This is a genomic window from Halomonas sp. XH26 (genome assembly GCF_024138895.1).
Lineage (GTDB): Bacteria > Pseudomonadota > Gammaproteobacteria > Pseudomonadales > Halomonadaceae > Vreelandella > Vreelandella alkaliphila.
The window spans coordinates 2,267,894-2,287,169 of record NZ_CP071889.1; the positions used below are offsets into that span (position 1 = coordinate 2,267,894).

Below are 19,276 nucleotides of genomic sequence, written 5' to 3' on the forward strand. Positions count from 1 at the left end.
CTCTCACCAACATGATCTAATAAAAGCGATATACGATTACAGCGAGCAGGAGACGCAGCCTTCTACTTCCGTACCTTCAAGCGCGCTCTGGCGTAAACGGATGTAGTAAAGCGTCTTGATGCCCTTACGCCACGCGTAAATTTGCGCTTTGTTGATATCCCGCGTGGTGGCGGTATCAGGGAAGAACAGCGTCAACGACAGACCCTGATCAACGTGTTTAGACGCTTCAGCATAGGTATCGATAATTTTCTCAGGGCCAATTTCATAGGCATCCTGGAAATAATCGAAGTTCGCCTCGTTCAAGAATGGCGCCGGATAGTAAACACGCCCCAGCTTGCCTTCTTTACGGATCTCAATTTTCGCTGCCACCGGGTGAATACTAGAGGTAGAGTGGTTGATATATGAGATAGAACCCGTTGGCGGCACCGCCTGCAGGTTACGGTTATACAGTCCGTGCGCCATTACCGATGCCTTTAGCGCCTGCCAATCTTCCTGGGTAGGTAATGCAATACCGCTACGCTCGAACAAGTGACGCACTTTCTCAGTTTTCGGCAGCCACGCTTGATCTGTGTACTTATCAAAGAAAGCGCCCGATGCGTAGGTGGAGTCTTCAAACCCTGCAAAGGCTTCGCTGTGTTCGATCGCCAGCTGGTTAGACGCACGAATCGCATGGAATGCCACGCAGTAGAAGTAGAGATTGGTAAAGTCCAAGCCCTCTTCCGAACCATAATAAATGTGTTCACGCGCCAGGAAACCGTGCAGGTTCATTTGCCCGAGGCCAATGGCGCGAGACTTGGCGTTACCTTCAGCAATGGAAGGCACACTGCGCAGGTTGCTCATCTCAGAAACCGCGGTCAAACCACGAATGGCAATCTCAACGCTGGTGCCAATATCGCCTGAGTCCATCACTTTAGCGATGTTCATCGAACCAAGATTACAGGAGATGTCCTGACCGACCTGACGATAGCCAAGATCGTCATCGTATTCGGTGGGCGTATTCACCTGGAGAATTTCAGAGCAAAGGTTGCTCATATTGATACGACCGGCAATCGGATTCGCACGGTTAACCGTATCTTCAAACATGATGTACGGATAGCCCGATTCGAACTGTAGCTCGGCCAGGGTTTGGAAGAATGCACGTGCATTGATCTTGTGCTTACGAATGCGCGCATCCGCGACCATTTCATGGTACTTCTCGGTCACGCTGATATCCCCAAACGGCACGCCATAAACCCGCTCAACATCGTAGGGCGAGAACAGGTACATATCGTCGTTGCGCTTGGCCAGCTCAAAGGTAATGTCCGGAATCGTTACGCCCAGCGACAGCGTTTTAATGCGGATTTTTTCATCGGCATTTTCACGCTTAGTGTCGAGAAAACTCAGAATATCCGGGTGGTGAGCATTTAAATAAACCGCACCTGCGCCCTGGCGCGCACCTAACTGATTAGCGTAGGAGAAGGCATCTTCCAGCAGTTTCATAATCGGGATAATACCCGAGGACTGGTTCTCGATACGCTTAATGGGTGCGCCGGACTCGCGGATATTAGTCAACAAGAAGGCAACACCGCCGCCGCGCTTAGAGAGCTGCAACGCGGAGTTAATCGAGCGACCAATCGACTCCATGTTGTCTTCAATACGCAGCAGGAAGCAGGAAACCAGCTCACCGCGCTGCTGTTTACCGCAGTTCAGGAAAGTCGGCGTAGCAGGCTGAAAACGGCCGCTAATAACTTCATCAACCAGTGACTTGGCCAATGCCTCATCGCCACGCGCCAGCGTCAACGCCACCATGCAGACACGGTCTTCATAGCGCTCAAGGTAACGCTTACCGTCGAACGTTTTCAGCGTGTAGCTGGTGTAATACTTGAAAGCGCCCAAGAAGCTCGGGAAACGGAATTTATAGGCGTATGCCTGCTCAAACAGCGCCTTAATAAAGGCAAAGCTGTACTGGGCCAGCATTTCTGCCTCGTAATACTGCTCTTCCACTAGGTAATCGAGCTTCTCTTCCAACGAGTGGAAGAACACGGTGTTTTGATTAACGTGCTGCAGGAAATACTGGCGGGCGGCTTCGCGATCTTTATCGAGCTGCAATTCACCGTTGGCACCGTATAGATTCAACATCGCGTTCAGCGCATGGTAATCCAGGGTACGCGCCTCGGATGCCCCCGCAGTAGGCCGTTTTGTTTCTGCCGAGTTTTTTGTAGCAACGTTGTTAGAAGCTACGTTGTTAGAGACTGAGCTTGACGTTTCCAAAACTCTTCTACTCCTTTGCGGACCTTGGCGACATCGTCGTCAGTGCCAAACAGTTCAAATCGATAAAGCAGCGGCACTTGGCACTTTTGGGCAATGATTCGCCCTGCCAACCCATATGCTTCACCAAAATTCGTATTACCAGCGGCAATAACACCCCGTAAGAGATGTCGATTGTGCTCATCGTTTAAAAATCGGATCACCTGCCCCGGCACTGCCCCTTCGGCATAGCCGCCACCATAGGTAGGTGTCACTAATATGTAGGGCTGTTCTATGCGTGGTGTCGGTTCTTCACGGTTTAGTGGCAGCCGCTGAGCGCTTAAGCCAAGCTTTTGTATAAAACGGTGGGTATTGCCTGACTTAGTGGAAAAATAAACTAAAGAACGATTACGCCCAGCTTCCACATCAGCGTTTTGCATAGCGACGTTTTACGCTAGTGCTTGAATGCGGTCAGGACGAAAACCAGACCAATGATCCTCACCCGCAACCACGACGGGTAACTGACGATAACCCAGCGCTTCCACTTCCTCCTGGGCACCGCTTTCAGCAGTAATATCGATAACGGTATATTCTAGGCCCTGCTTATCCAGCGCACGGTAGGTAGCAGTGCATTGAACACAAGCAGGCTTGCTATAAATTTGGATATCCATGGCTATTTTTTCCTTTTCATAGCGGTGTTTTTCGGGTAGAGCATATCTTGTGCTCGCCCTCTCTGGAAGACACAACGCATACTATATATAGACCATGAGAAAATCAATTCAAGCATATATGGTATTTTTTTCATCCACAGGTTATTGACAGCTCGTACCCAATATCATACCCAGCAGCCTCTCAATAGCCGTCTAAAACACCCCTCCCCTAACCACCCCACGAACGCTCTCAATAGCTCTCATTAGGGCCATCACAAGAGCGGCTTCAGAAATAGCTAAACCTTCTCCCAAAAACAAAAAAACCGCTTCTCAATGGAAGCGGTTTTTTTCCAAGGCGCCAACGAGCTTGGCGCCTTTCTCACAGCGCGTGAGTTTAGGCGATAGCCGCCTGATAACGACGCTCAACATCTTCCCAATTGACTACGTTAAAAAAGGCTTCTACGTAATCAGGGCGCTTGTTTTGGAACTTCAGGTAGTATGCGTGCTCCCAAACATCCAGACCCAATACCGGCGTGTTGCCATGCATTAGCGGGCTGTCTTGGTTCAGGGTATTTTCAACGACCAGCTTTTTCTCAGGTGTAACGGAAAGCCATGCCCAGCCGCTACCAAAGCGACCCAACGCTGCTTTCTTGAACGCTTCCTTGAACGCATCAAGACCGCCTAGTTCAGCTTCAATAGCTTTTGCTACATCACCCTGAGGCTGGCCACCGCCATTAGGTGACATCATTTGCCAGAACATAGAGTGGTTGGCATGGCCGCCGCCGTGGTTAATAACGGCTTGACGCTTCTCTTCAGGTACACGATCAAGATTGGCAACCAGCTCTTCTACCGGCACGTCTTCAAGGCCCGTGCCTTCAAGCGCAGCATTCAGACTAGTGACGTAAGTGTTGTGGTGACGAGAGTGGTGAATCTCCATCGTCATCGCATCGATATGCGGCTCAAGTGCGTCATAAGCGTACGGTAATTCTGGAAGTGTATGTGCCATGCTAACTTCTCCTTAAGTGGCTTTTGTTACGTTCACTCAACTAGGTGTGGTCTTACCCCACCTTTTTCAACCATCACGGCTATAATTAATTACCGTGAGCAGCGATTATTGATAACCGATACGTTTTATACCCCAGTACCTTAGTCAACTATTGGCAGTTTATCGAACTCATCGCCAATAAAAAAGCCGACTTCTGGTGAAGTCGGCTTTTAGCCAGTTTAGATTCAGTGGCTTATAGCTTGCTTTCAAGCTCCGGCAGAACCTCGAAGAGATCACCCACCAAGCCGTAATCGGCGACTTGGAAAATGGGCGCTTCTTCGTCTTTGTTGATCGCAACAATGACTTTAGAGTCTTTCATGCCCGCCAAGTGCTGAATAGCACCAGAAATACCCACAGCAATATACAGCTCAGGGGCCACAATCTTACCGGTTTGGCCAACCTGCATATCATTGGGCACAAACCCAGCGTCTACGGCCGCTCGTGATGCACCAATGGCAGCACCCAGCTTGTCAGCAATGCCGTCAAGCAGCTTAAAGTTTTCGCCGTTGCCCATACCACGACCACCAGACACCACTACTTTGGCACCGCCAAGTTCCGGACGGTCGGATTGCGCCAGCTCTTGCTTAACAAAGCTAGACTGACCATTTTCGACCACTACTTCTACCGCTTCTACAGAGCCGCTACCCGTGCTCTCGACCGCATCAAACGCAGTGGTACGCACGGTCATCACTTTCAGTGCGTCGTCGCTTTTTACTGTGGCGATGGCGTTGCCCGCATAAATTGGACGCAGGAAAGTATCAGCACTTTCAACGCCAATCACGTCGGACAGCTGGCTAACATCTTTTAAGGCAGCCAAGCGCGGCAGTACGTTTTTGCCAGTGGTAGAGGCGCTAGCCAACACGTGGGTATAGTCGCCAGCCAACTCAACCAATAGAGCGCCCATTGGCTCGGCAAGCTGATGGGCGTAAACAGCGTTATCGGCAACGCGAACTTTATTGACGCCTTCAAGCTTTGCAGCAGCATCAGCCGCCGCCTGAACGCCTTCACCGGCCACCAGCACGTCAATGTCACCACCAATCGCCTTGGCAGCAGCAACTACGTGAGCGGTTGCGCCCGCTAACTGACCTTCATGAAGGTCGGCAAGTACCAGAATGCTCATGAGATCAGCTCCTATTAAAGCACTTTGGCTTCGTTTTTCAGTTTGTCGATCAATTCATCTACCGAGGCGACTTTAACACCACCTTTGCGCTCTGCCGGGGACTCCACTTTGAGCAGGCTCACCTTGGAGGCCACTTCAACCCCGTAATCAGCGGGCGTTTTGGTATCCAGCGGCTTCTTCTTAGCCTTCATGATGTCGGGAAGCTTCGCGTAACGCGGCTCGTTCAAACGCAAATCGGTGGTAACGATAGCGGGCAGAGAAAGCGCTACGGTTTGCAGACCACCATCGATTTCGCGAGTGACGTTGACCTTGTCACCGTCAACAGCAACCTCAGAGGCAAAAGTACCTTGGGGTAGATTGGTCAGCGCGGCCAGCATTTGGCCCGTTTGATTGTTGTCGGTATCGATAGCCTGCTTACCGAGAATCACTAAACCAGGCTGCTCTTCGTCAACAACCTTAGCTAGCAACTTGGCTACCGCAAGCGACTCAACGCGCTCGTCGGTTTCAATATGAATAGCACGGTCTGCCCCAAGCGCTAGCGCGGTGCGCAACTGCTCTTGAGCCGCCTTAGGGCCAACGGTAACGGCCACGACTTCTGTCGCAACACCCTTCTCTTTGAGGCGCACCGCTTCTTCTACGGCAATTTCGCAGAAGGGGTTCATCGCCATTTTGACGTTGGTAAGATCAACGTCAGAGTTGTCCGCTTTCACGCGGATTTTGACGTTATAGTCGATGACGCGTTTAACCGCGACGAGTACTTTCATAGATTCCTCGCTTGGCTTGTGATGGAAGCCGTTAGCTTGTCTCAGCATCGTACCAGCTGATGCTTCTAAAATAGGGGCGACGTGTATTTAAAACGACACCTTAAAAAATTCATGCAAGCGTTTGATAGGTCTGTAAATGAAAAACCCTATCAATTTGCCACAACCTAGTGACTAGCGACAACACCGATTAACTACGGCCTTGGTCGTAGCAGCGATGTAAACTCCATGGATAAATGGTGCTTTTGCCATCGTAGGGGTGACCTTACAGGGGTATTATGCCTATCATGGAGCATAACCAGAAGCAAACGACCGTTTAAAATTAAGGCCATCTTTTTATAAGCTAGTTCTCATAACGCTCATTTGACGTTTGTACAGGCTAGTTTTTGTAAATAATGGCTCTTATGAGAATAAGGAGAAGCCGGGTGGAAAATGTTGAACGCGATGTCATGGACTTCGATGTAGTCATTGTCGGGGCTGGCCCCTCTGGCCTAGCTTCCGCTTGCCGCCTAATGCAACAGGCAAATCAAGCAGAACAAGAGTTGACGGTTTGTGTAGTAGAAAAAGGCTCCGAAGTCGGCGCCCATATTCTTTCTGGTGCTGTCTTTGAGCCCCGCGCACTGGCAGAACTATTTCCTGATTGGGAAGAGCGCGGCGCACCGCTTAACACACCTGCCGTTCGTGACGATGTTTATCTATTAAAAGATGCTCAAAAAGCGCAAAAAATTCCTAATGCGCTAGTGCCAAAAAGCATGCATAACACTGGCGGCGATCTTACCCGCTATGTGATTAGCGCAGGCAACCTATGCCGCTGGCTGGCCGAGCAAGCCGAGGCTCTTGGGGTGGAAATTTTCCCTGGCTTTGCTGCCCAGGACGTAATTATCGAAGATGGTGCAGTACGCGGCATCCTCATTGGCGACATGGGTGTTAGCGCAGATGGCACTCCCAAAGATGGCCATATGCCAGGCATGGAACTGCGCGCGAAATACACGCTATTTGCCGAAGGTGCCCGCGGCCACTTGGGTAAACGGTTAATCAAAGAGTTCTCACTAGATGCTGGTCGTGACCCGCAGCACTATGGGATTGGCTTGAAAGAACTGTGGGATGTTCCCGCCGACAAACATGAACCCGGACTTGTGCTTCACGGCTCGGGCTGGCCGCTTGAAAAAGACACTCACGGCGGCTGGTTCCTTTACCACGCAGAAAATCAGCAGGTCGTCGTTGGCCTCATTATGGATCTTGGTTATAAAAACCCCTGGCTGTCACCTTTTGATGAATTCCAGCGCATGAAGCATCACCCGGTGCTTAGCCAATATTTAGAAGGCGGCAAACGGGTTGCTTATGGTGCGCGCGCCATTACCAAAGGCGGCTTTAACTGCCTACCGAAAATGACGTTCCCGGGTGGTCTATTGATTGGCTGCGATGCGGGCACGCTGAACTTTGCCAAAATCAAAGGCCTGCACACAGCGATGAAATCCGGCATGGTCGCTGCAGAAAGCGTCTTTGAAGCCATTAAGGGGGGTGATGAAGGTGCTCAGGAGCTAAGTAGCTTCACTGAGAAATGGCAAGCCAGCTGGGCCTATGAAGAGCTAAAAGAGAGCGCAAGCTTTGGCCCTGCTATCCATAAATATGGCACGGTAGGCGGCGGTGCTTACAACTTCGCCAATCAACTACTGGGCAATAAGCTACCCAACGTTCACGACACCACCACCGACCACGGCGCGCTAAAACCTGCAGCCGAGTTTGAAAAAATCACTTATCCGAAGCCCGATGGCAAATTGTCGTTTGATAAATCGACTTCCGTCTTTTTGTCCAACACCAACCACGAAGAAGACCAGCCCTGCCATCTGCGCCTAGCAGATCCAGAGCTGCCGATTCGCGACAACCTGCCAACCTATGCAGAACCGGCCCAACGCTACTGCCCTGCGGGGGTTTATGAAGTGGTGGAAGATGATCAAGGCAAGCCACGCTTCCAGATCAACTTCCAGAACTGCGTGCACTGCAAAACCTGCGATATTAAAGACCCTGCCCAAAATATTACCTGGGTAGCACCAGAAGGCGGCGGCGGGCCTAACTATCCCAATATGTAACCATCCGACTATGTAATCCGCATCACTAGGGTGCCATACGGCGCGGCCAGTTACGCTGGCTGCGCCGGTGGCTCTAAGCACTCAATCGGCGCACGTCGAGCAATGAGACGACGCCGGCCAGCCTGTGCGAAGCGCACATCGATAACAGGATCGGAGGGGTTACCTTCTACCGAGGCCACCTCACCTTCTCCAAACACGGCATGCATCAAGCGTTGTCCTGGGTAAAAGTGTGCATCAGCCTGGTAACTTGCCGCCGCCTCATTGACCTGCGGCGCCGCCAGCTCAATGTCTGTTCGTCCTAACCGCTCAAGATAGCGCTTCACCAAGCTCGGCGATGTTACCTGCACAGCCGTTACGGGTGTATCTTGGCGCGACAGACATGACGCCACCCGCAAACTATCCTGCCAAGCGCTTTCCGCAATAAAGCGACTAGGCCGATGAACACCACCATCATGCAACACCAGCAGCTGCTCTTGAGCCCGCGTAATCGCTACGTAAAACAGTCGTCGCTCTTCTTCTAACCTCTCATCATTGAGCGGATTGTCTCGACTGTAGTGCGGAAAGTCCTCTTCGTTCACTCCAACAACGGCGACCAACGGCCACTCCAGACCTTTCGCTCCGTGAACCGTGCTAATCAGAACACCGCCAGCTTGGTTCTCTACTGGACGTTCGAGCAGTTCGATAAACGCATCTGGATCTTTCACGCTATCGGCTTGCTCGATAAGCACATCCAATAGACGAACGTCCTCTTCGCCCTTATCGCGTCTTGCCGCTGCTCGCTTTAAGGTTTTTTCCGCTTCGATCGTTTCCACCACATGACTCAGCAGCTTTGCAGGCGGCCAACCACTTAATTTGGGCAGCTCACATAGCAGCGCCCAACGCTTTTTAAGCGTGCGACGCTGCAGCGGCTTTAGAGAGGTTAGTACCGGCTCGTGGCGTTCAGGCCAGCGCTGGGTGCTGGCCAGCTGATAGGCGAGCTGCTGAAGCCGCTCACGGGCAACAAAAGGCGTTGGCTGAGAGAGCAAAAGCAAGAGTTGCTCTGGATCGTGCAGCAGCTCTGGCTGGCGAGACAGTTTCAAATAGCCAGCCAATGCCTGCACGAGAGGGAGTCGGAAAACGAAACGATCTTCTCGTTGAAGACGAAATGGAATACCCGCCTGCAGTAACGCCAACTGAAAAGGCACCGAAAGCGCCCAACTACGCACCAGCAGACTAACATCGCTCAACGCGCGCCCCTGCGCTTGCCAATCAACTAAGGCATCGAGCAGCAGTCGGCTGCCCTGGCCGACAGATATATGGGTCTCAGGATTATTAGCATCCGCCAAACAGAGCTGGTCTGGTCGGCGCTGATTAGCCATGATGGCATGGTTAGCGGTCAGCGCCAGCGCGTGGCCATGACGAAACGTGATAGAGAGCGGGTAGTCTGTGGCGCTGCCAAACGTGGCGGTAAAGTTCTCCAGCATGGTGTCAGGGCGTGCGCCCCGCCATTCGTAGATGCACTGATTCGCATCACCTACCGCCATCACATTGGCGCTGGACCCCGCCAACACCGCTAGCAACCGCTGCTGGGCAGTATTAATATCCTGATATTCATCAATGATCACATGATCGAGAAAACCTTCCACACGACTGCGCAAGGTCTGTTCAGCTTCTAACACTTGCAGGGGCCGGTAGAGCAAATCAGCGTAGGTCATGACGCCTTCAACGTGCAACAGCCGTTCAGCTTCATCAAATGCGCTGGGAAAGTAGTCAGTATCCGGCTCGTAATTAAGACGCTTGTAAAGTACATCAGCCGATAGCATTTCCGCTTTTACCAGCCCACAGAAGTGGGCAAGCGCTTCTAATCGGTCGCCTTCGATAGCCGCATCGCGACGCTCAACGGCATCGTGAAGCACATTCAAGCTCGCCTGACGCAACAGGCGCTCTAGCTGCCAATCAGCAGACAGCAGGCGTCTCGGCGCAAGCGCCCCCCAGCGACACAGACTCTGCGTCAACCGATTACCAAGGGAGTGAAAGGTGCGCACATCTGGCAATGGCTGCCCTTGAGGCGCCATGCTGATCAGGCGGCGTTGAAAATCGTCTCGAGCCGAGCGGTTAAACATCAGCACCAGCATACGCTTCGGCGACACACCAGACGCCAGCAGGTGGAGCACCCTTGCCGCCATGGTGGTGGTCTTACCCGCTCCCGCGACAGCCGCTACGCGGGCATGCCCCTCGCGATGATGGACAACGGCTTGCTGTTCAGCGGTTAACTTCACGTCACCTCGCCTGGCATCGCATCATTGGCATTAAACTGGCCTAAAACATACCAAGATCCTGCGCTGTAGAGTCGGCATTGGCATTCGCCGTCGTCTGCTTCGCTCAGCGTGGCCTGCTCTACCAATCGATAATACACATTGCGATGCAAGCGAGCCGCTAGCCCAAAGCGCACGGCACACTCAGGGGCAAGGACACCTTCAGGCGTTTTGGAGAGACTAAGCGGGTGCTCTGCATCCACACGAACAACGTCATCGAATTGGGTCGTCAGCCACCAGGCATCATCGTGAAAATCTGCTTCTACCGCCACGAACGGGCAGTCAACCACGGTGACACGCCAACGTTCAACAGGCGTTACTAGGCAATAGCCATCGGCATCGCGTCGTAATAGGCTCGCTAACAACCGTGGTATGGCAAGGCGCTCAAACGGCTTTCCTTCATGCAGCCACGTGCCATCAGCCTGAATAACGATATCAATATCGCCACTAAGTGCTGGCTGCCACTGATCAACGGGGGGAATCGTCGCCGAACCGTTAAATTGCTGCATAAGCCGATCAATATTCATCGCTTACCTCCCAAGCTGTGCTCACAGCCACTTATACCACTAAACCGGACTGCGCCAACGCTTCCTTTACGTTATCAGGTGCATCAGGCACGGCAGCGCGGAACAGATGATAAAAATTGGCGCTGGTTTGCATCGCCACTTCATCAACGCTGATCCCTCGTTCTTTAGCGATACACTCTGCCACCTCAACCACCCAAGCGGGTTCGTTGGGTTTTCCACGATAAGGAACAGGCGCCAAATAAGGGCTATCGGTCTCAATCAGCAGCCGGTCAAGCGGCAGTTTTCTGGCCAGCTCTCTAAGCGACGCAGCATTGCGGAAGGTAATAATACCCGATAGCGAGATATAGAACCCAAGCCGCACAGCTTCACGCGCCATGTCTAAATCTTCAGTAAAGCAGTGTAATACGCCGCCCACCTCCGGATTAGTGTGCTCACGCAGCAACGCTAACGTGTCTTCTTTCGCTTCACGGGTATGAATAATTACCGGCAGCTCTAGCTCATTGGCCGCAATTAAATGGCGCTTAAACCGCTCGCTCTGAACCTCTACAGGCACGCTGTCCTGATAGTGATAATCCAGCCCTGTTTCACCGATGGCGACGGCACCGTACTGCTCAGCAGCATCAACAATATCGCTTACGCTTGGTTCTTTCGGAGCCTGATGAAGCGGATGCAATCCCGCCGAAATAACCACGTCGTGGTGCTCACGAGCGATTGCCGCCAACCCCGGCATTTCTTCAAGCGTCACCGCAATAGCTAAGAACTGGTTCACATTAGCAGCACGAGCAGCCGCCAGCGTTGCGGCAATATCGCCGTCGTGGGTTAGCTCAGATAAACGGTCTAAATGGCAGTGGGAATCAACAAACATGCAGCTCTCTTAAATTCTCGTAAACAGGTGAAGGGCAGGCTTTGTTCAATGTTATTGCGGTGCTAAGCGGCTATCAAAGCGTAAAGGATGGAGGTGCTTGATCTAATTGGCCGGCCAACAACGTTTCAATGCGATCACGTACTGAGTAGTCCTGCTGGCTGAAATGCACCCCAATACCTGGCATTCGCTGTCCACTCACGCCCTCAGGAGAAACCCAAACAACATGGCCAGAGATAGAAAGACGTTCACTCTCTCCTGGCAGGGTCAGTAATAGATAGACCTGCTGTCCAAGTCGATAGAGCGCTTTAGTCGGGACAAAAATACCGCCTCTATCTAGAAAAGGCATATACGCGGAAAGTAACGTCGGTATATCCGGCATTGTCAAAGAAAGTGCTTTTTGAACCGTCATAACAGCCTCCTTGGCAACAACCCTATTTAGCAACAGCCCTAGGAGCGTAACAGCGCCGACCAGCGTACCAGCCACGCTTCAAGCACTAGCTGAGGGTTCGGGTTAGCGCCGACTGCGAATAAACGGCGCTGCTCTCGAGCATAATCCAGTAATCGGAACCAATCCTGCACCCGTCCATTTTTCATCGCTTGACGGTATAACGGCTCTAAATCGGGGTTATGCAGCACCGAGGTTTCGCCAGACAAACCCAGCCGGATCAAGTCTTCAAGCCAAGCAATACCGTACCACAAGATGGCATCAATGGCCTGACGATCAAGCCTGGCAGCTTCTGAAACAGGCTCAGCACCACGCACTAACTGCTCGAAACTGTCATGAATTTGATGGCGAAGAGCGCGCTCCTCAGGCGTTGCCAACTCCACAGCAAGCAGCGGCAAACCACCCGACACTCGCCACCAAAAATGTGCTTCGTCGCCGCCGAGTTTTTCAGTCAACCAGCCTCGGCAATCCTCAAAGGGAACACTGGCTAATGGCCACTGCTGACAGCGGGAGCGAATCGTAGGCAGCGTGCGCGAAGGCACGTCTGACAGCAGAATAAATAGCGTTTTATCGCCGGGCTCTTCAAGGCTTTTGAGCAGTGCGTTTGCCGCTGCAATATTCATTGCTTCCGCGGGAGAGATCACGATCACACGATACCCACCCTGCTGCGCGGTTTGCGAAACAAAGCGGTTTACATCACGTATGGGGTCAATGCGAATCTGACGCTTACCCTCTTCTGGAGAAATGCGCATCAAGTCGGGGTGGTAGCCTGAAGCCAACATGGCGCAGCTATGGCAGTGGCCACAGGCTAGCTCGCCAGGCTGTGCGCATAACGTTCGAGCGATCAACGCTTCCGCCAACTGCTGCTTGCCAACTCCGTGAGCACCGCTGATTAACAGCGCATGCGGCAGTCGCCCTTCATTGGAAAGGCGAATCAACTGCTGCCACGTCGGCTGATGCCAAGGCAGCACTCCCGTTATTGCCATATAGCCACTCGCTCTTCTAGCGCTTGAGCTAGAGACGCTTGCACTTGATCAAGCGCTTGCCCCGCATCAACAATTGCGAAGCGCTGGGGGGCGGCAGCAGCGCGCTCTAAGTAAGCCCGCCGCACTGCTTCGAAAAAGGTTACTTGCTCTTGCTCAAAGCGATCACGCTGCGTTTGCTGGTCTCTTAAACGCCCTTCAAGACGCTCTTTCGCAGCATCGGGTGACATATCGAGTAACAGGGTTAGATCTGGGGAGAGACCTTTTTGCACTAACTGTTCCAGTTGAGCAATCCGATCTGTCTCAATACCGCGGCCACCGCCCTGGTAAGCAAAGGTAGCATCGGTAAAACGATCACAGATCACCCAGGCACCGCGCTCAAGGGCTGGCACTATTTTTTGCGCTAGATGCTGGGCTCGCGCGGCAAACATTAATAGCAATTCGGCATCGCTGTGCAAGGGCTCATCGAAAGAGGGATCAAGCAGCAACCCTCGAATCGCTTCAGCGCGCGGCGTCCCCCCGGGCTCACGGGTTCGCACAACCTCTATCCCGCGCTCTTGTAGCCATGTCTCTACAAACGCCACGTTAGTAGATTTTCCGACTCCCTCACCACCCTCAAGGGTGATGAAGCGTCCGCGCTTGCTCATTGAAGCCCCTTACTAAGTAAATTCGAAAAAAAACATCGCAGTTAAACAATGACTCAACCTGATTAGCGATTGCGAATATAGCGATTAACCGCATTATTGTGCTCACGTAACGTACGTGAAAAATGGTGGGTACCATCACCGCGAGAGACGAAGTAAAGCGTTTTTCCAGGTAGCGGATTCACAGCCGCTTCAAGTGAGGCGCGCCCGGGTAAGGCAATCGGCGTTGGTGGCATACCGTCAATCACATAGGTGTTATAGGGGGTCGCCTCACGTAAATCAGCACGTGTGATCCTCCCTTCATAGCGTTCGCCCATGCCATAAATGACGGTGGGATCTGTTTGCAAACGCATTCCCTGTTCCATACGACGTTTAAAGACACCTGCAATCTCCCGACGTTCTTCCGGCGCGCCTGTTTCACGCTCAATGAGCGATGCCATAATGAGCGCTTCGTAAGGTGTGTCGATGGTCAGGTCATCATCACGCCCGTCCCAGACTTCTGCTAGAATCTGCTCCATGCGGGAAAGCGCCTGACGTAGAATATCAACGTCACTCATACCCAGGTGGTAGCGGTAGGTATCAGGGAAAAACCAGCCTTCAGGAAAAGTCCCCTCTCGATCCAGCAACGACATAATTTCGTCGTCACTTAACTCTGCCGTCCGATTCTCAAGTTTTGGCGCACTGTCCAACAGCTCGCGCATCTGGCGGAACGTCCAGCCTTCGGGAATCGTTAACGGATAAGTGACAACGTTATTGCTCCCCAATAGAGCAATCAGTTCAAGACCGCTCATGCCTGGGGTTAGCTGATACTCCCCCACCCGTAAGCGTGGTACACGCTCAGGTTCAACACGCGCCAATAATTGAAATGCCCAAGCATCTTCAATAAAACCCTGGCTTTCCAGCTCTCGAACGACCTGATTGAACCCAGCACCCGCAGGAACCTGGTAAAGCGCGGGCTCCTCAAGTGTGACCGGTGCCGATAAGCGCTGCTGCCAGTAAGCATAGCCGCCCACAACGGCTGCGAATCCAACCACGACCACGACACCTACGGCAGCTAAAAACCGTTTCACCATGACACCTCAATAATGTTGATAAAATTCTGCCTAACGGGATGTCGGCGAATAGCCAAGTAAGTCATGGCCTATTGCTTGCAGCCTATCTTGGCCTGTCAGCGACCAGGACTGCAGAACTTCACCTGTTTCACTTAACAGCTTATTCACTGGCCACACACCTTGTACCGAGTTAGCTACCCAAAGACGCTCAACTTCATGGATAGCGTTCAGCGCAATAGGGGCTTCCTGTACCACGCCATGATCCAATAATGCCGCTCGCAGCGTACCCGCCACGCCGCACTGCGATAATGGCGGTGTGAAGAGCACTCCTGCTTGCTGCCAAAAGACATTCATACTGGTGGCTTCCACCAGCCAGCCATCAGCATCTCCAAGCAACCCCTCGGCGATGTCGGGATCACTCCACTCCTGGCGCGCGAGTACATTTTCCAATCGATTAAGGTGTTTAATGCCTGCTAAAAGCGGCTGATGCCCCAAACGCAACTGACAAATCCGTACGTTAACTCCCTCATGCCAACGGTCAGCATTTACCACAAAAGGCGTTCTACGGCTAAGCAAGCGAGGTTGAGAGCTATCCGGCGTTGCATACCCTCTCCCACCGCTTCCTCGGGTTAGGATTAGTTTGAGTATTTCAAGCTCGGCGCGAGACGGAGATTGCCAGGTGGCGACCAGCTGCTCCATGGAGGGCAACGGAATATTCAAACGCTGACAGCCCAGCAGTAAGCGTGCGTAATGATAATCCCATAACACAGGGACACCAGCGCGCAGCAGCACTGTTTCAAATACTCCGTCACCATACGCAAGCCCTCGGTCGTCAAACGGCACCTGGGGCATTGGCATTGCGTGTTATACCTTTTTAAACAGCAGTGAACCGTTGGTACCACCAAACCCAAACGAGTTTGAGAGCGCTATTTCAATGGGCATCTTCCGCGCGGTGTGCGGTACGTAATCAAGATTACAGCCTTCCTGTGGGTTATCCAGGTTAATGGTCGGCGGCGCAATCTGGTCTCGAATAGCCAGAATACTAAACACCGCTTCAACCGCTCCTGCAGCACCTAACAGGTGGCCAATCATTGATTTGGTAGAGCTCACGGCAACCTGCTGAGCTGCGCTACCAAGCACTTTTTCAATCGCCCGGCTTTCTGCTAAGTCACCCGCTGCGGTAGACGTGCCATGCGCGTTAATATAATGCACATCCGCTGGATCAATACGCGCATCTTTAATGGCATTGCTCATGGAAAGTGCAGCACCACGCCCATCTTCCGGCGGCGCAGTCATATGATAGGCATCATCACTCATACCAAAGCCTGCAAGCTCTGCGTAGATGTTGGCACCACGCGCTTTAGCGTGCTCGTACTCTTCCAAAACAAGCACACCCGCACCGTCTGACAGCACAAAGCCGTCACGATCAGTATCCCACGGGCGACTCGCCGCCTGAGGGTCTTCATTGCGAGTAGAGAGCGCTCGCGCGGCCGAAAACCCGCCCAACCCTAATGGGGTAGTGGCCATTTCCGCACCGCCACAGATCATTACATCGGCATCGCCGTATGCAATCGTGCGAGCACTGTAGCCAATATTATGGGTACCCGTTGTACACGCTGTGGTAATCGCGATATTCGGGCCTTTGAAGCCGTGCTGAATCGCCATGTTGCCAGAAATCATATTAATGATTGAACCTGGCACAAAAAACGGCGAGACGCGGCGTGCGCCACCCTTATTCAGCGCATTATGGTTATGTTCAATCATCGGCAAACCACCAATGCCTGAACCAATAGCCACCCCAATGCGCTCAGCATTCTCTTCGGTACATTCAAGCCCCGAGTCCTGAACGGCCTGGGCTCCTGCCGCCATGCCGTACTGGATAAACAAATCCATCTTGCGTGCGTCTTTAGGGTTCAGATAGGGGCTAATATCGAAATTTTTAACCGATCCTCCAAAACGCGTGTTGAAGCCACTTGTATCAAAGTGCTCAATCGGCGCTATGCCACTTTTGCCGGCGACAATATTTGCCCACGACTCATTAACACTGTTACCCACTGGGGTCACCAGGCCTAACCCAGTTACCACTACCCTTCTTCGCGCCATTAGCTTTCCTCCAGGCATCCATGGTGACACGACCCATCTGGGTCATTTGCTGCAGAAATTCGGTGACTAGTATAACGGAGATTGAACGTTATATTCATTGTGACAACAAAGCAAAAAAGCCGCCCCTACTCAGGACGGCTTTTCATACGGGTGGGTAAGCACCCCACCCTGGTTCACTGCTTCGACTCAACCCTTACTGATGGGCGTTTACGTAGTCGATAGCTTCTTGAACCGTGGTGATTTTTTCAGCTTCTTCGTCAGGAATTTCAGTATCAAATTCCTCTTCAAGCGCCATCACCAGTTCAACGGTGTCAAGAGAATCAGCACCCAGGTCTTCAGTAAAAGAAGAGCTATTCTGGATATCTTCTTCTTTAACGTTCAGGCGCTCTGCCACAACTTTCTTAACGCGCTCTTCAATAGTACTCATCAACGTACTCCAGTCGTTCACATTAGCCGTTTTTGATAACCAGCCATTTGGAAACCGCAAGCCAAAAGCTGCGGGGTAGTTTATAGACGCCCTTAAGCTGACGCAACCGCCAAACCTAAGGCCATCAACGCATATTCATGCCGCCGTTAACGTGTAGCGTTTCGCCAGTGATATAACCTGCAGCATCACTTGTCAAAAACCCAACGGCAGCGGCAATTTCCTCAGGCCCGCCTAAACGCGAAAGAGGAATTTGCTTAAGCAGCATTTCATGCTGCGCTTCAGGCAACGCTTCTGTCATATCCGTTGCAATAAACCCAGGCGCAACCGCATTAACCGTAATAGCACGGGAAGCGACTTCACGCGCTAAAGCACGACTAAAACCTTCCATTCCTGCTTTGGCAGCGGCGTAGTTAGTTTGGCCTAGGTTACCCATCGTTGCCACTACAGAACTTATCGACACGATACGCCCAAAGCGCGCCTTTGTCATACCACGCAGACATGCCTTACTAACGCGATAAACAGATTTGAGATTGGTATCCATCACGGAGTCCCACTCATCCTCTTTCATGCGCATTAACAAATTGTCACGGGTAATACCGGCATTATTGACCAAAATCGTGGGCGCACCAAAACGTTCGCCAATTGTTTTGAGCACCTGATCAATACTCTGCTGATCAGTAACATTAAGGCACATACCTGCACCTTCAATGCCATGCTCTTTTAGATCCGCATCAATTTTTTCAGCACCCGATTCGCTAGTGGCAGTTCCCACCACAATACGTCCTTGACGCCCAAGCTCATGGGCAATGGCTCGCCCAATACCTCGGCTAGCACCAGTAACTAGCGCAACTCTTCGTTCTTGAGTCATAACGTTCTTCCTTCAACCTAACTAAGCAAGGGTAGCGGAAAATAGTGACTTATCACGCACCATTTTTCACGCACCACCCGCCGACGCCTCACGTGCTAACTCAAGGGCTGAATCCAGGCTATCAGGATCATTTACCGCCAACCCTTTGGCACTACGCACAATGCGCTTATTCAATCCGGTAAGCACTTTACCAGGCCCACATTCAATGAACACATTAGCACCTTGCTCGACCATCGCTTCAACGCAAGATGACCAACGAACGGGCTGATACAACTGCTCGATTAAGCGCGTACGCAATGTCTCAATATCAGCATGGGCTTGCGCATCGACGTTTTGGATAACCGCATAACGAGGGGCACGCAGCTCAATTTTTTGCATAGCCTCGGAAAGTCGCTCAGCAGCTGGCCGCATTAACGCACAATGGGAAGGTACTGACACCGGCAGTGAAAGCGCTCGCTTGGCTCCCGCTTCCTGGCAGGCTGCGATAGCACGCTCCACGGCATTTTTGCCACCTGCGATAACAACCTGCCCAGGCGAGTTGTAATTAACGGCAGATACCACTTCTCCTTCAGCCGCTTGGGCACAGGCCGCTTCAACTGCGCTATCGTCAAGCCCCAGGATCGCCGCCATGCCACCTTCTCCTGCAGGGACAGCTTCCTGCATGGCTTCACCACGCAGGCGAACAAGGCGCACGCCTTCAGCGAACCCCATCACTCCAGCGCAAACCATAGCACTATATTCACCAAGACTATGGCCGGCCATGACACTTGGGCGAGGCCCTTCCAACTCTTGCCAGATACGCCAGATAGCTACGCTGGAGGCAAGTAGTGCCGGCTGAGTGCATGCCGTCGCATTCAACGCTTCTTCTGGACCTTCCTGGACGACTTTCCACAAATCGTAGCCCAGAGCGTCTGACGCTTCCTCAAATGTAGTTCCCACCACACTGTAGCGCTCGGCTAGCTCTCGCAACATTCCAAGTTGCTGAGAGCCTTGCCCGGGAAAAATGAGGGCAAGGGGTTGAGACATGTCGTTCACCTTTGCTCTTGTAGGCATTTGCTCAGTTGAGCGATAAGCGTGCTATTGGCGCCGTTGCTAAAACAGCTTTTGGCACATCCTGCTACCACCAATAGCCCGCAAAAATATATAACGTCTTATTATCTACTGCGCTGATAGCGC

General features: G+C 52.3%; 19 protein-coding genes. 1 reads left to right on the forward strand and 18 read right to left on the reverse strand.

Annotated features, from left to right (window positions below):
* Positions 1-36: 36 nt before the first annotated feature.
* From nrdE to J4377_RS10545, 6 genes are all read right to left on the reverse strand, one after another.
* A complete protein-coding gene (nrdE, locus tag J4377_RS10520) occupies positions 37-2,142 on the reverse strand; it encodes a class 1b ribonucleoside-diphosphate reductase subunit alpha (protein WP_217181866.1) in 2,106 nt (701 codons plus the stop codon).
* A 74-nt stretch (positions 2,143-2,216) separates the two neighbouring features.
* Positions 2,217-2,666 (reverse strand): class Ib ribonucleoside-diphosphate reductase assembly flavoprotein NrdI, encoded by a 450-nt coding sequence (gene nrdI, locus J4377_RS10525; RefSeq protein WP_051626497.1) that lies wholly within the window; start codon positions 2,664-2,666, stop codon positions 2,217-2,219.
* Positions 2,667-2,675: 9 nt separating this feature from the next.
* Positions 2,676-2,897 carry a glutaredoxin-like protein NrdH gene (gene nrdH / locus J4377_RS10530; RefSeq protein ID WP_009722061.1) on the reverse strand — a complete coding sequence of 74 codons (222 nt, stop codon included), beginning with the start codon at positions 2,895-2,897 and terminating at the stop codon, positions 2,676-2,678.
* A gap of 373 nt (positions 2,898-3,270) precedes the next feature.
* On the reverse strand, positions 3,271-3,882 hold the full coding sequence (locus J4377_RS10535) for a superoxide dismutase (RefSeq protein ID WP_198349106.1): 612 nt from the start codon (positions 3,880-3,882) through the stop codon (positions 3,271-3,273).
* A gap of 232 nt (positions 3,883-4,114) precedes the next feature.
* On the reverse strand, positions 4,115-5,041 hold the full coding sequence (locus J4377_RS10540; RefSeq protein WP_038485241.1) for an electron transfer flavoprotein subunit alpha/FixB family protein: 927 nt from the start codon (positions 5,039-5,041) through the stop codon (positions 4,115-4,117).
* A 14-nt stretch (positions 5,042-5,055) separates the two neighbouring features.
* Positions 5,056-5,805, reverse strand: coding sequence for an electron transfer flavoprotein subunit beta/FixA family protein (locus J4377_RS10545; protein WP_038485245.1), 750 nt, complete (start codon positions 5,803-5,805; stop codon positions 5,056-5,058).
* A gap of 422 nt (positions 5,806-6,227) precedes the next feature.
* On the opposite strand from J4377_RS10545, the gene J4377_RS10550 reads away from it, so the two are divergent.
* Complete coding sequence (locus tag J4377_RS10550; RefSeq protein WP_095603130.1) at positions 6,228-7,892, forward strand: electron transfer flavoprotein-ubiquinone oxidoreductase; 1,665 nt, start codon at positions 6,228-6,230, stop codon at positions 7,890-7,892.
* A 50-nt stretch (positions 7,893-7,942) separates the two neighbouring features.
* On the opposite strand, the gene J4377_RS10555 is transcribed toward J4377_RS10550, so the two are convergent.
* The 12 genes from J4377_RS10555 to fabD form a co-directional block, all read right to left on the reverse strand.
* Positions 7,943-10,150 (reverse strand): ATP-dependent helicase, encoded by a 2,208-nt coding sequence (locus J4377_RS10555; RefSeq protein ID WP_253485485.1) that lies wholly within the window; start codon positions 10,148-10,150, stop codon positions 7,943-7,945.
* Complete coding sequence (locus tag J4377_RS10560) at positions 10,147-10,713, reverse strand: DUF1285 domain-containing protein (protein WP_253485488.1); 567 nt, start codon at positions 10,711-10,713, stop codon at positions 10,147-10,149. Before J4377_RS10560 ends, J4377_RS10555 begins: the two co-directional genes overlap by 4 nt.
* A 31-nt stretch (positions 10,714-10,744) precedes the next feature.
* Positions 10,745-11,578, reverse strand: a complete 834-nt coding sequence (locus J4377_RS10565) for a TatD family hydrolase (protein ID WP_253485490.1) — start codon at positions 11,576-11,578, stop codon at positions 10,745-10,747.
* A gap of 73 nt (positions 11,579-11,651) precedes the next feature.
* On the reverse strand, positions 11,652-11,987 hold the full coding sequence (locus J4377_RS10570; RefSeq protein WP_038485261.1) for a PilZ domain-containing protein: 336 nt from the start codon (positions 11,985-11,987) through the stop codon (positions 11,652-11,654).
* A 38-nt stretch (positions 11,988-12,025) separates the two neighbouring features.
* Entirely contained in the window at positions 12,026-13,009 is a 984-nt protein-coding gene (locus J4377_RS10575; protein WP_120386785.1) for a DNA polymerase III subunit delta', read from the reverse strand.
* On the reverse strand, positions 13,000-13,653 hold the full coding sequence (gene tmk, locus J4377_RS10580; RefSeq protein ID WP_120386784.1) for a dTMP kinase: 654 nt from the start codon (positions 13,651-13,653) through the stop codon (positions 13,000-13,002). The genes J4377_RS10575 and tmk overlap by 10 nt, the downstream gene beginning before the upstream one ends.
* Before the next feature lie 62 nt (positions 13,654-13,715).
* Positions 13,716-14,723 (reverse strand): endolytic transglycosylase MltG, encoded by a 1,008-nt coding sequence (gene mltG / locus J4377_RS10585; RefSeq protein ID WP_253485492.1) that lies wholly within the window; start codon positions 14,721-14,723, stop codon positions 13,716-13,718.
* Between the two features lie 30 nt (positions 14,724-14,753).
* A complete protein-coding gene (pabC, locus tag J4377_RS10590; protein WP_038485272.1) occupies positions 14,754-15,560 on the reverse strand; it encodes an aminodeoxychorismate lyase in 807 nt (268 codons plus the stop codon).
* A 6-nt stretch (positions 15,561-15,566) separates the two neighbouring features.
* Positions 15,567-16,805, reverse strand: a complete 1,239-nt coding sequence (gene fabF / locus J4377_RS10595) for a beta-ketoacyl-ACP synthase II (RefSeq protein WP_038485274.1) — start codon at positions 16,803-16,805, stop codon at positions 15,567-15,569.
* Positions 16,806-16,998: 193 nt separating this feature from the next.
* A complete protein-coding gene (gene acpP, locus J4377_RS10600) occupies positions 16,999-17,232 on the reverse strand; it encodes an acyl carrier protein (RefSeq protein ID WP_008956801.1) in 234 nt (77 codons plus the stop codon).
* Positions 17,233-17,356: 124 nt separating this feature from the next.
* Positions 17,357-18,100 carry a 3-oxoacyl-ACP reductase FabG gene (gene fabG / locus J4377_RS10605; protein ID WP_038485281.1) on the reverse strand — a complete coding sequence of 248 codons (744 nt, stop codon included), beginning with the start codon at positions 18,098-18,100 and terminating at the stop codon, positions 17,357-17,359.
* A gap of 66 nt (positions 18,101-18,166) precedes the next feature.
* Positions 18,167-19,126 carry an ACP S-malonyltransferase gene (gene fabD, locus J4377_RS10610; RefSeq protein ID WP_095603137.1) on the reverse strand — a complete coding sequence of 320 codons (960 nt, stop codon included), beginning with the start codon at positions 19,124-19,126 and terminating at the stop codon, positions 18,167-18,169.
* Between the last annotated feature and the right edge of the window lie 150 nt (positions 19,127-19,276).

Excerpts from the sequence above, each read along its gene's own strand:
- nrdH (WP_009722061.1), bottom strand. The coding sequence starts at position 2,897 with ATGGATATCCAAATTTATAGCAAGCCTGCTTGTGTTCAATGCACTGCT.
- acpP (WP_008956801.1), bottom strand. The coding sequence starts at position 17,232 with ATGAGTACTATTGAAGAGCGCGTTAAGAAAGTTGTGGCAGAGCGCCTG.
- J4377_RS10545 (WP_038485245.1), bottom strand. The coding sequence starts at position 5,805 with ATGAAAGTACTCGTCGCGGTTAAACGCGTCATCGACTATAACGTCAAA.
- fabD (WP_095603137.1), bottom strand. The coding sequence starts at position 19,126 with ATGTCTCAACCCCTTGCCCTCATTTTTCCCGGGCAAGGCTCTCAGCAA.
- J4377_RS10565 (WP_253485490.1), bottom strand. The coding sequence starts at position 11,578 with ATGTTTGTTGATTCCCACTGCCATTTAGACCGTTTATCTGAGCTAACC.
- mltG (WP_253485492.1), bottom strand. The coding sequence starts at position 14,723 with ATGGTGAAACGGTTTTTAGCTGCCGTAGGTGTCGTGGTCGTGGTTGGA.
- J4377_RS10560 (WP_253485488.1), bottom strand. The coding sequence starts at position 10,713 with ATGAATATTGATCGGCTTATGCAGCAATTTAACGGTTCGGCGACGATT.
- J4377_RS10575 (WP_120386785.1), bottom strand. The coding sequence starts at position 13,009 with ATGGCAATAACGGGAGTGCTGCCTTGGCATCAGCCGACGTGGCAGCAG.
- fabG (WP_038485281.1), bottom strand. The coding sequence starts at position 18,100 with ATGACTCAAGAACGAAGAGTTGCGCTAGTTACTGGTGCTAGCCGAGGT.
- J4377_RS10540 (WP_038485241.1), bottom strand. The coding sequence starts at position 5,041 with ATGAGCATTCTGGTACTTGCCGACCTTCATGAAGGTCAGTTAGCGGGC.
- nrdI (WP_051626497.1), bottom strand. The coding sequence starts at position 2,666 with ATGCAAAACGCTGATGTGGAAGCTGGGCGTAATCGTTCTTTAGTTTAT.
- pabC (WP_038485272.1), bottom strand. The coding sequence starts at position 15,560 with ATGCCAATGCCCCAGGTGCCGTTTGACGACCGAGGGCTTGCGTATGGT.
- J4377_RS10535 (WP_198349106.1), bottom strand. The coding sequence starts at position 3,882 with ATGGCACATACACTTCCAGAATTACCGTACGCTTATGACGCACTTGAG.
- tmk (WP_120386784.1), bottom strand. The coding sequence starts at position 13,653 with ATGAGCAAGCGCGGACGCTTCATCACCCTTGAGGGTGGTGAGGGAGTC.
- fabF (WP_038485274.1), bottom strand. The coding sequence starts at position 16,805 with ATGGCGCGAAGAAGGGTAGTGGTAACTGGGTTAGGCCTGGTGACCCCA.
- J4377_RS10570 (WP_038485261.1), bottom strand. The coding sequence starts at position 11,987 with ATGACGGTTCAAAAAGCACTTTCTTTGACAATGCCGGATATACCGACG.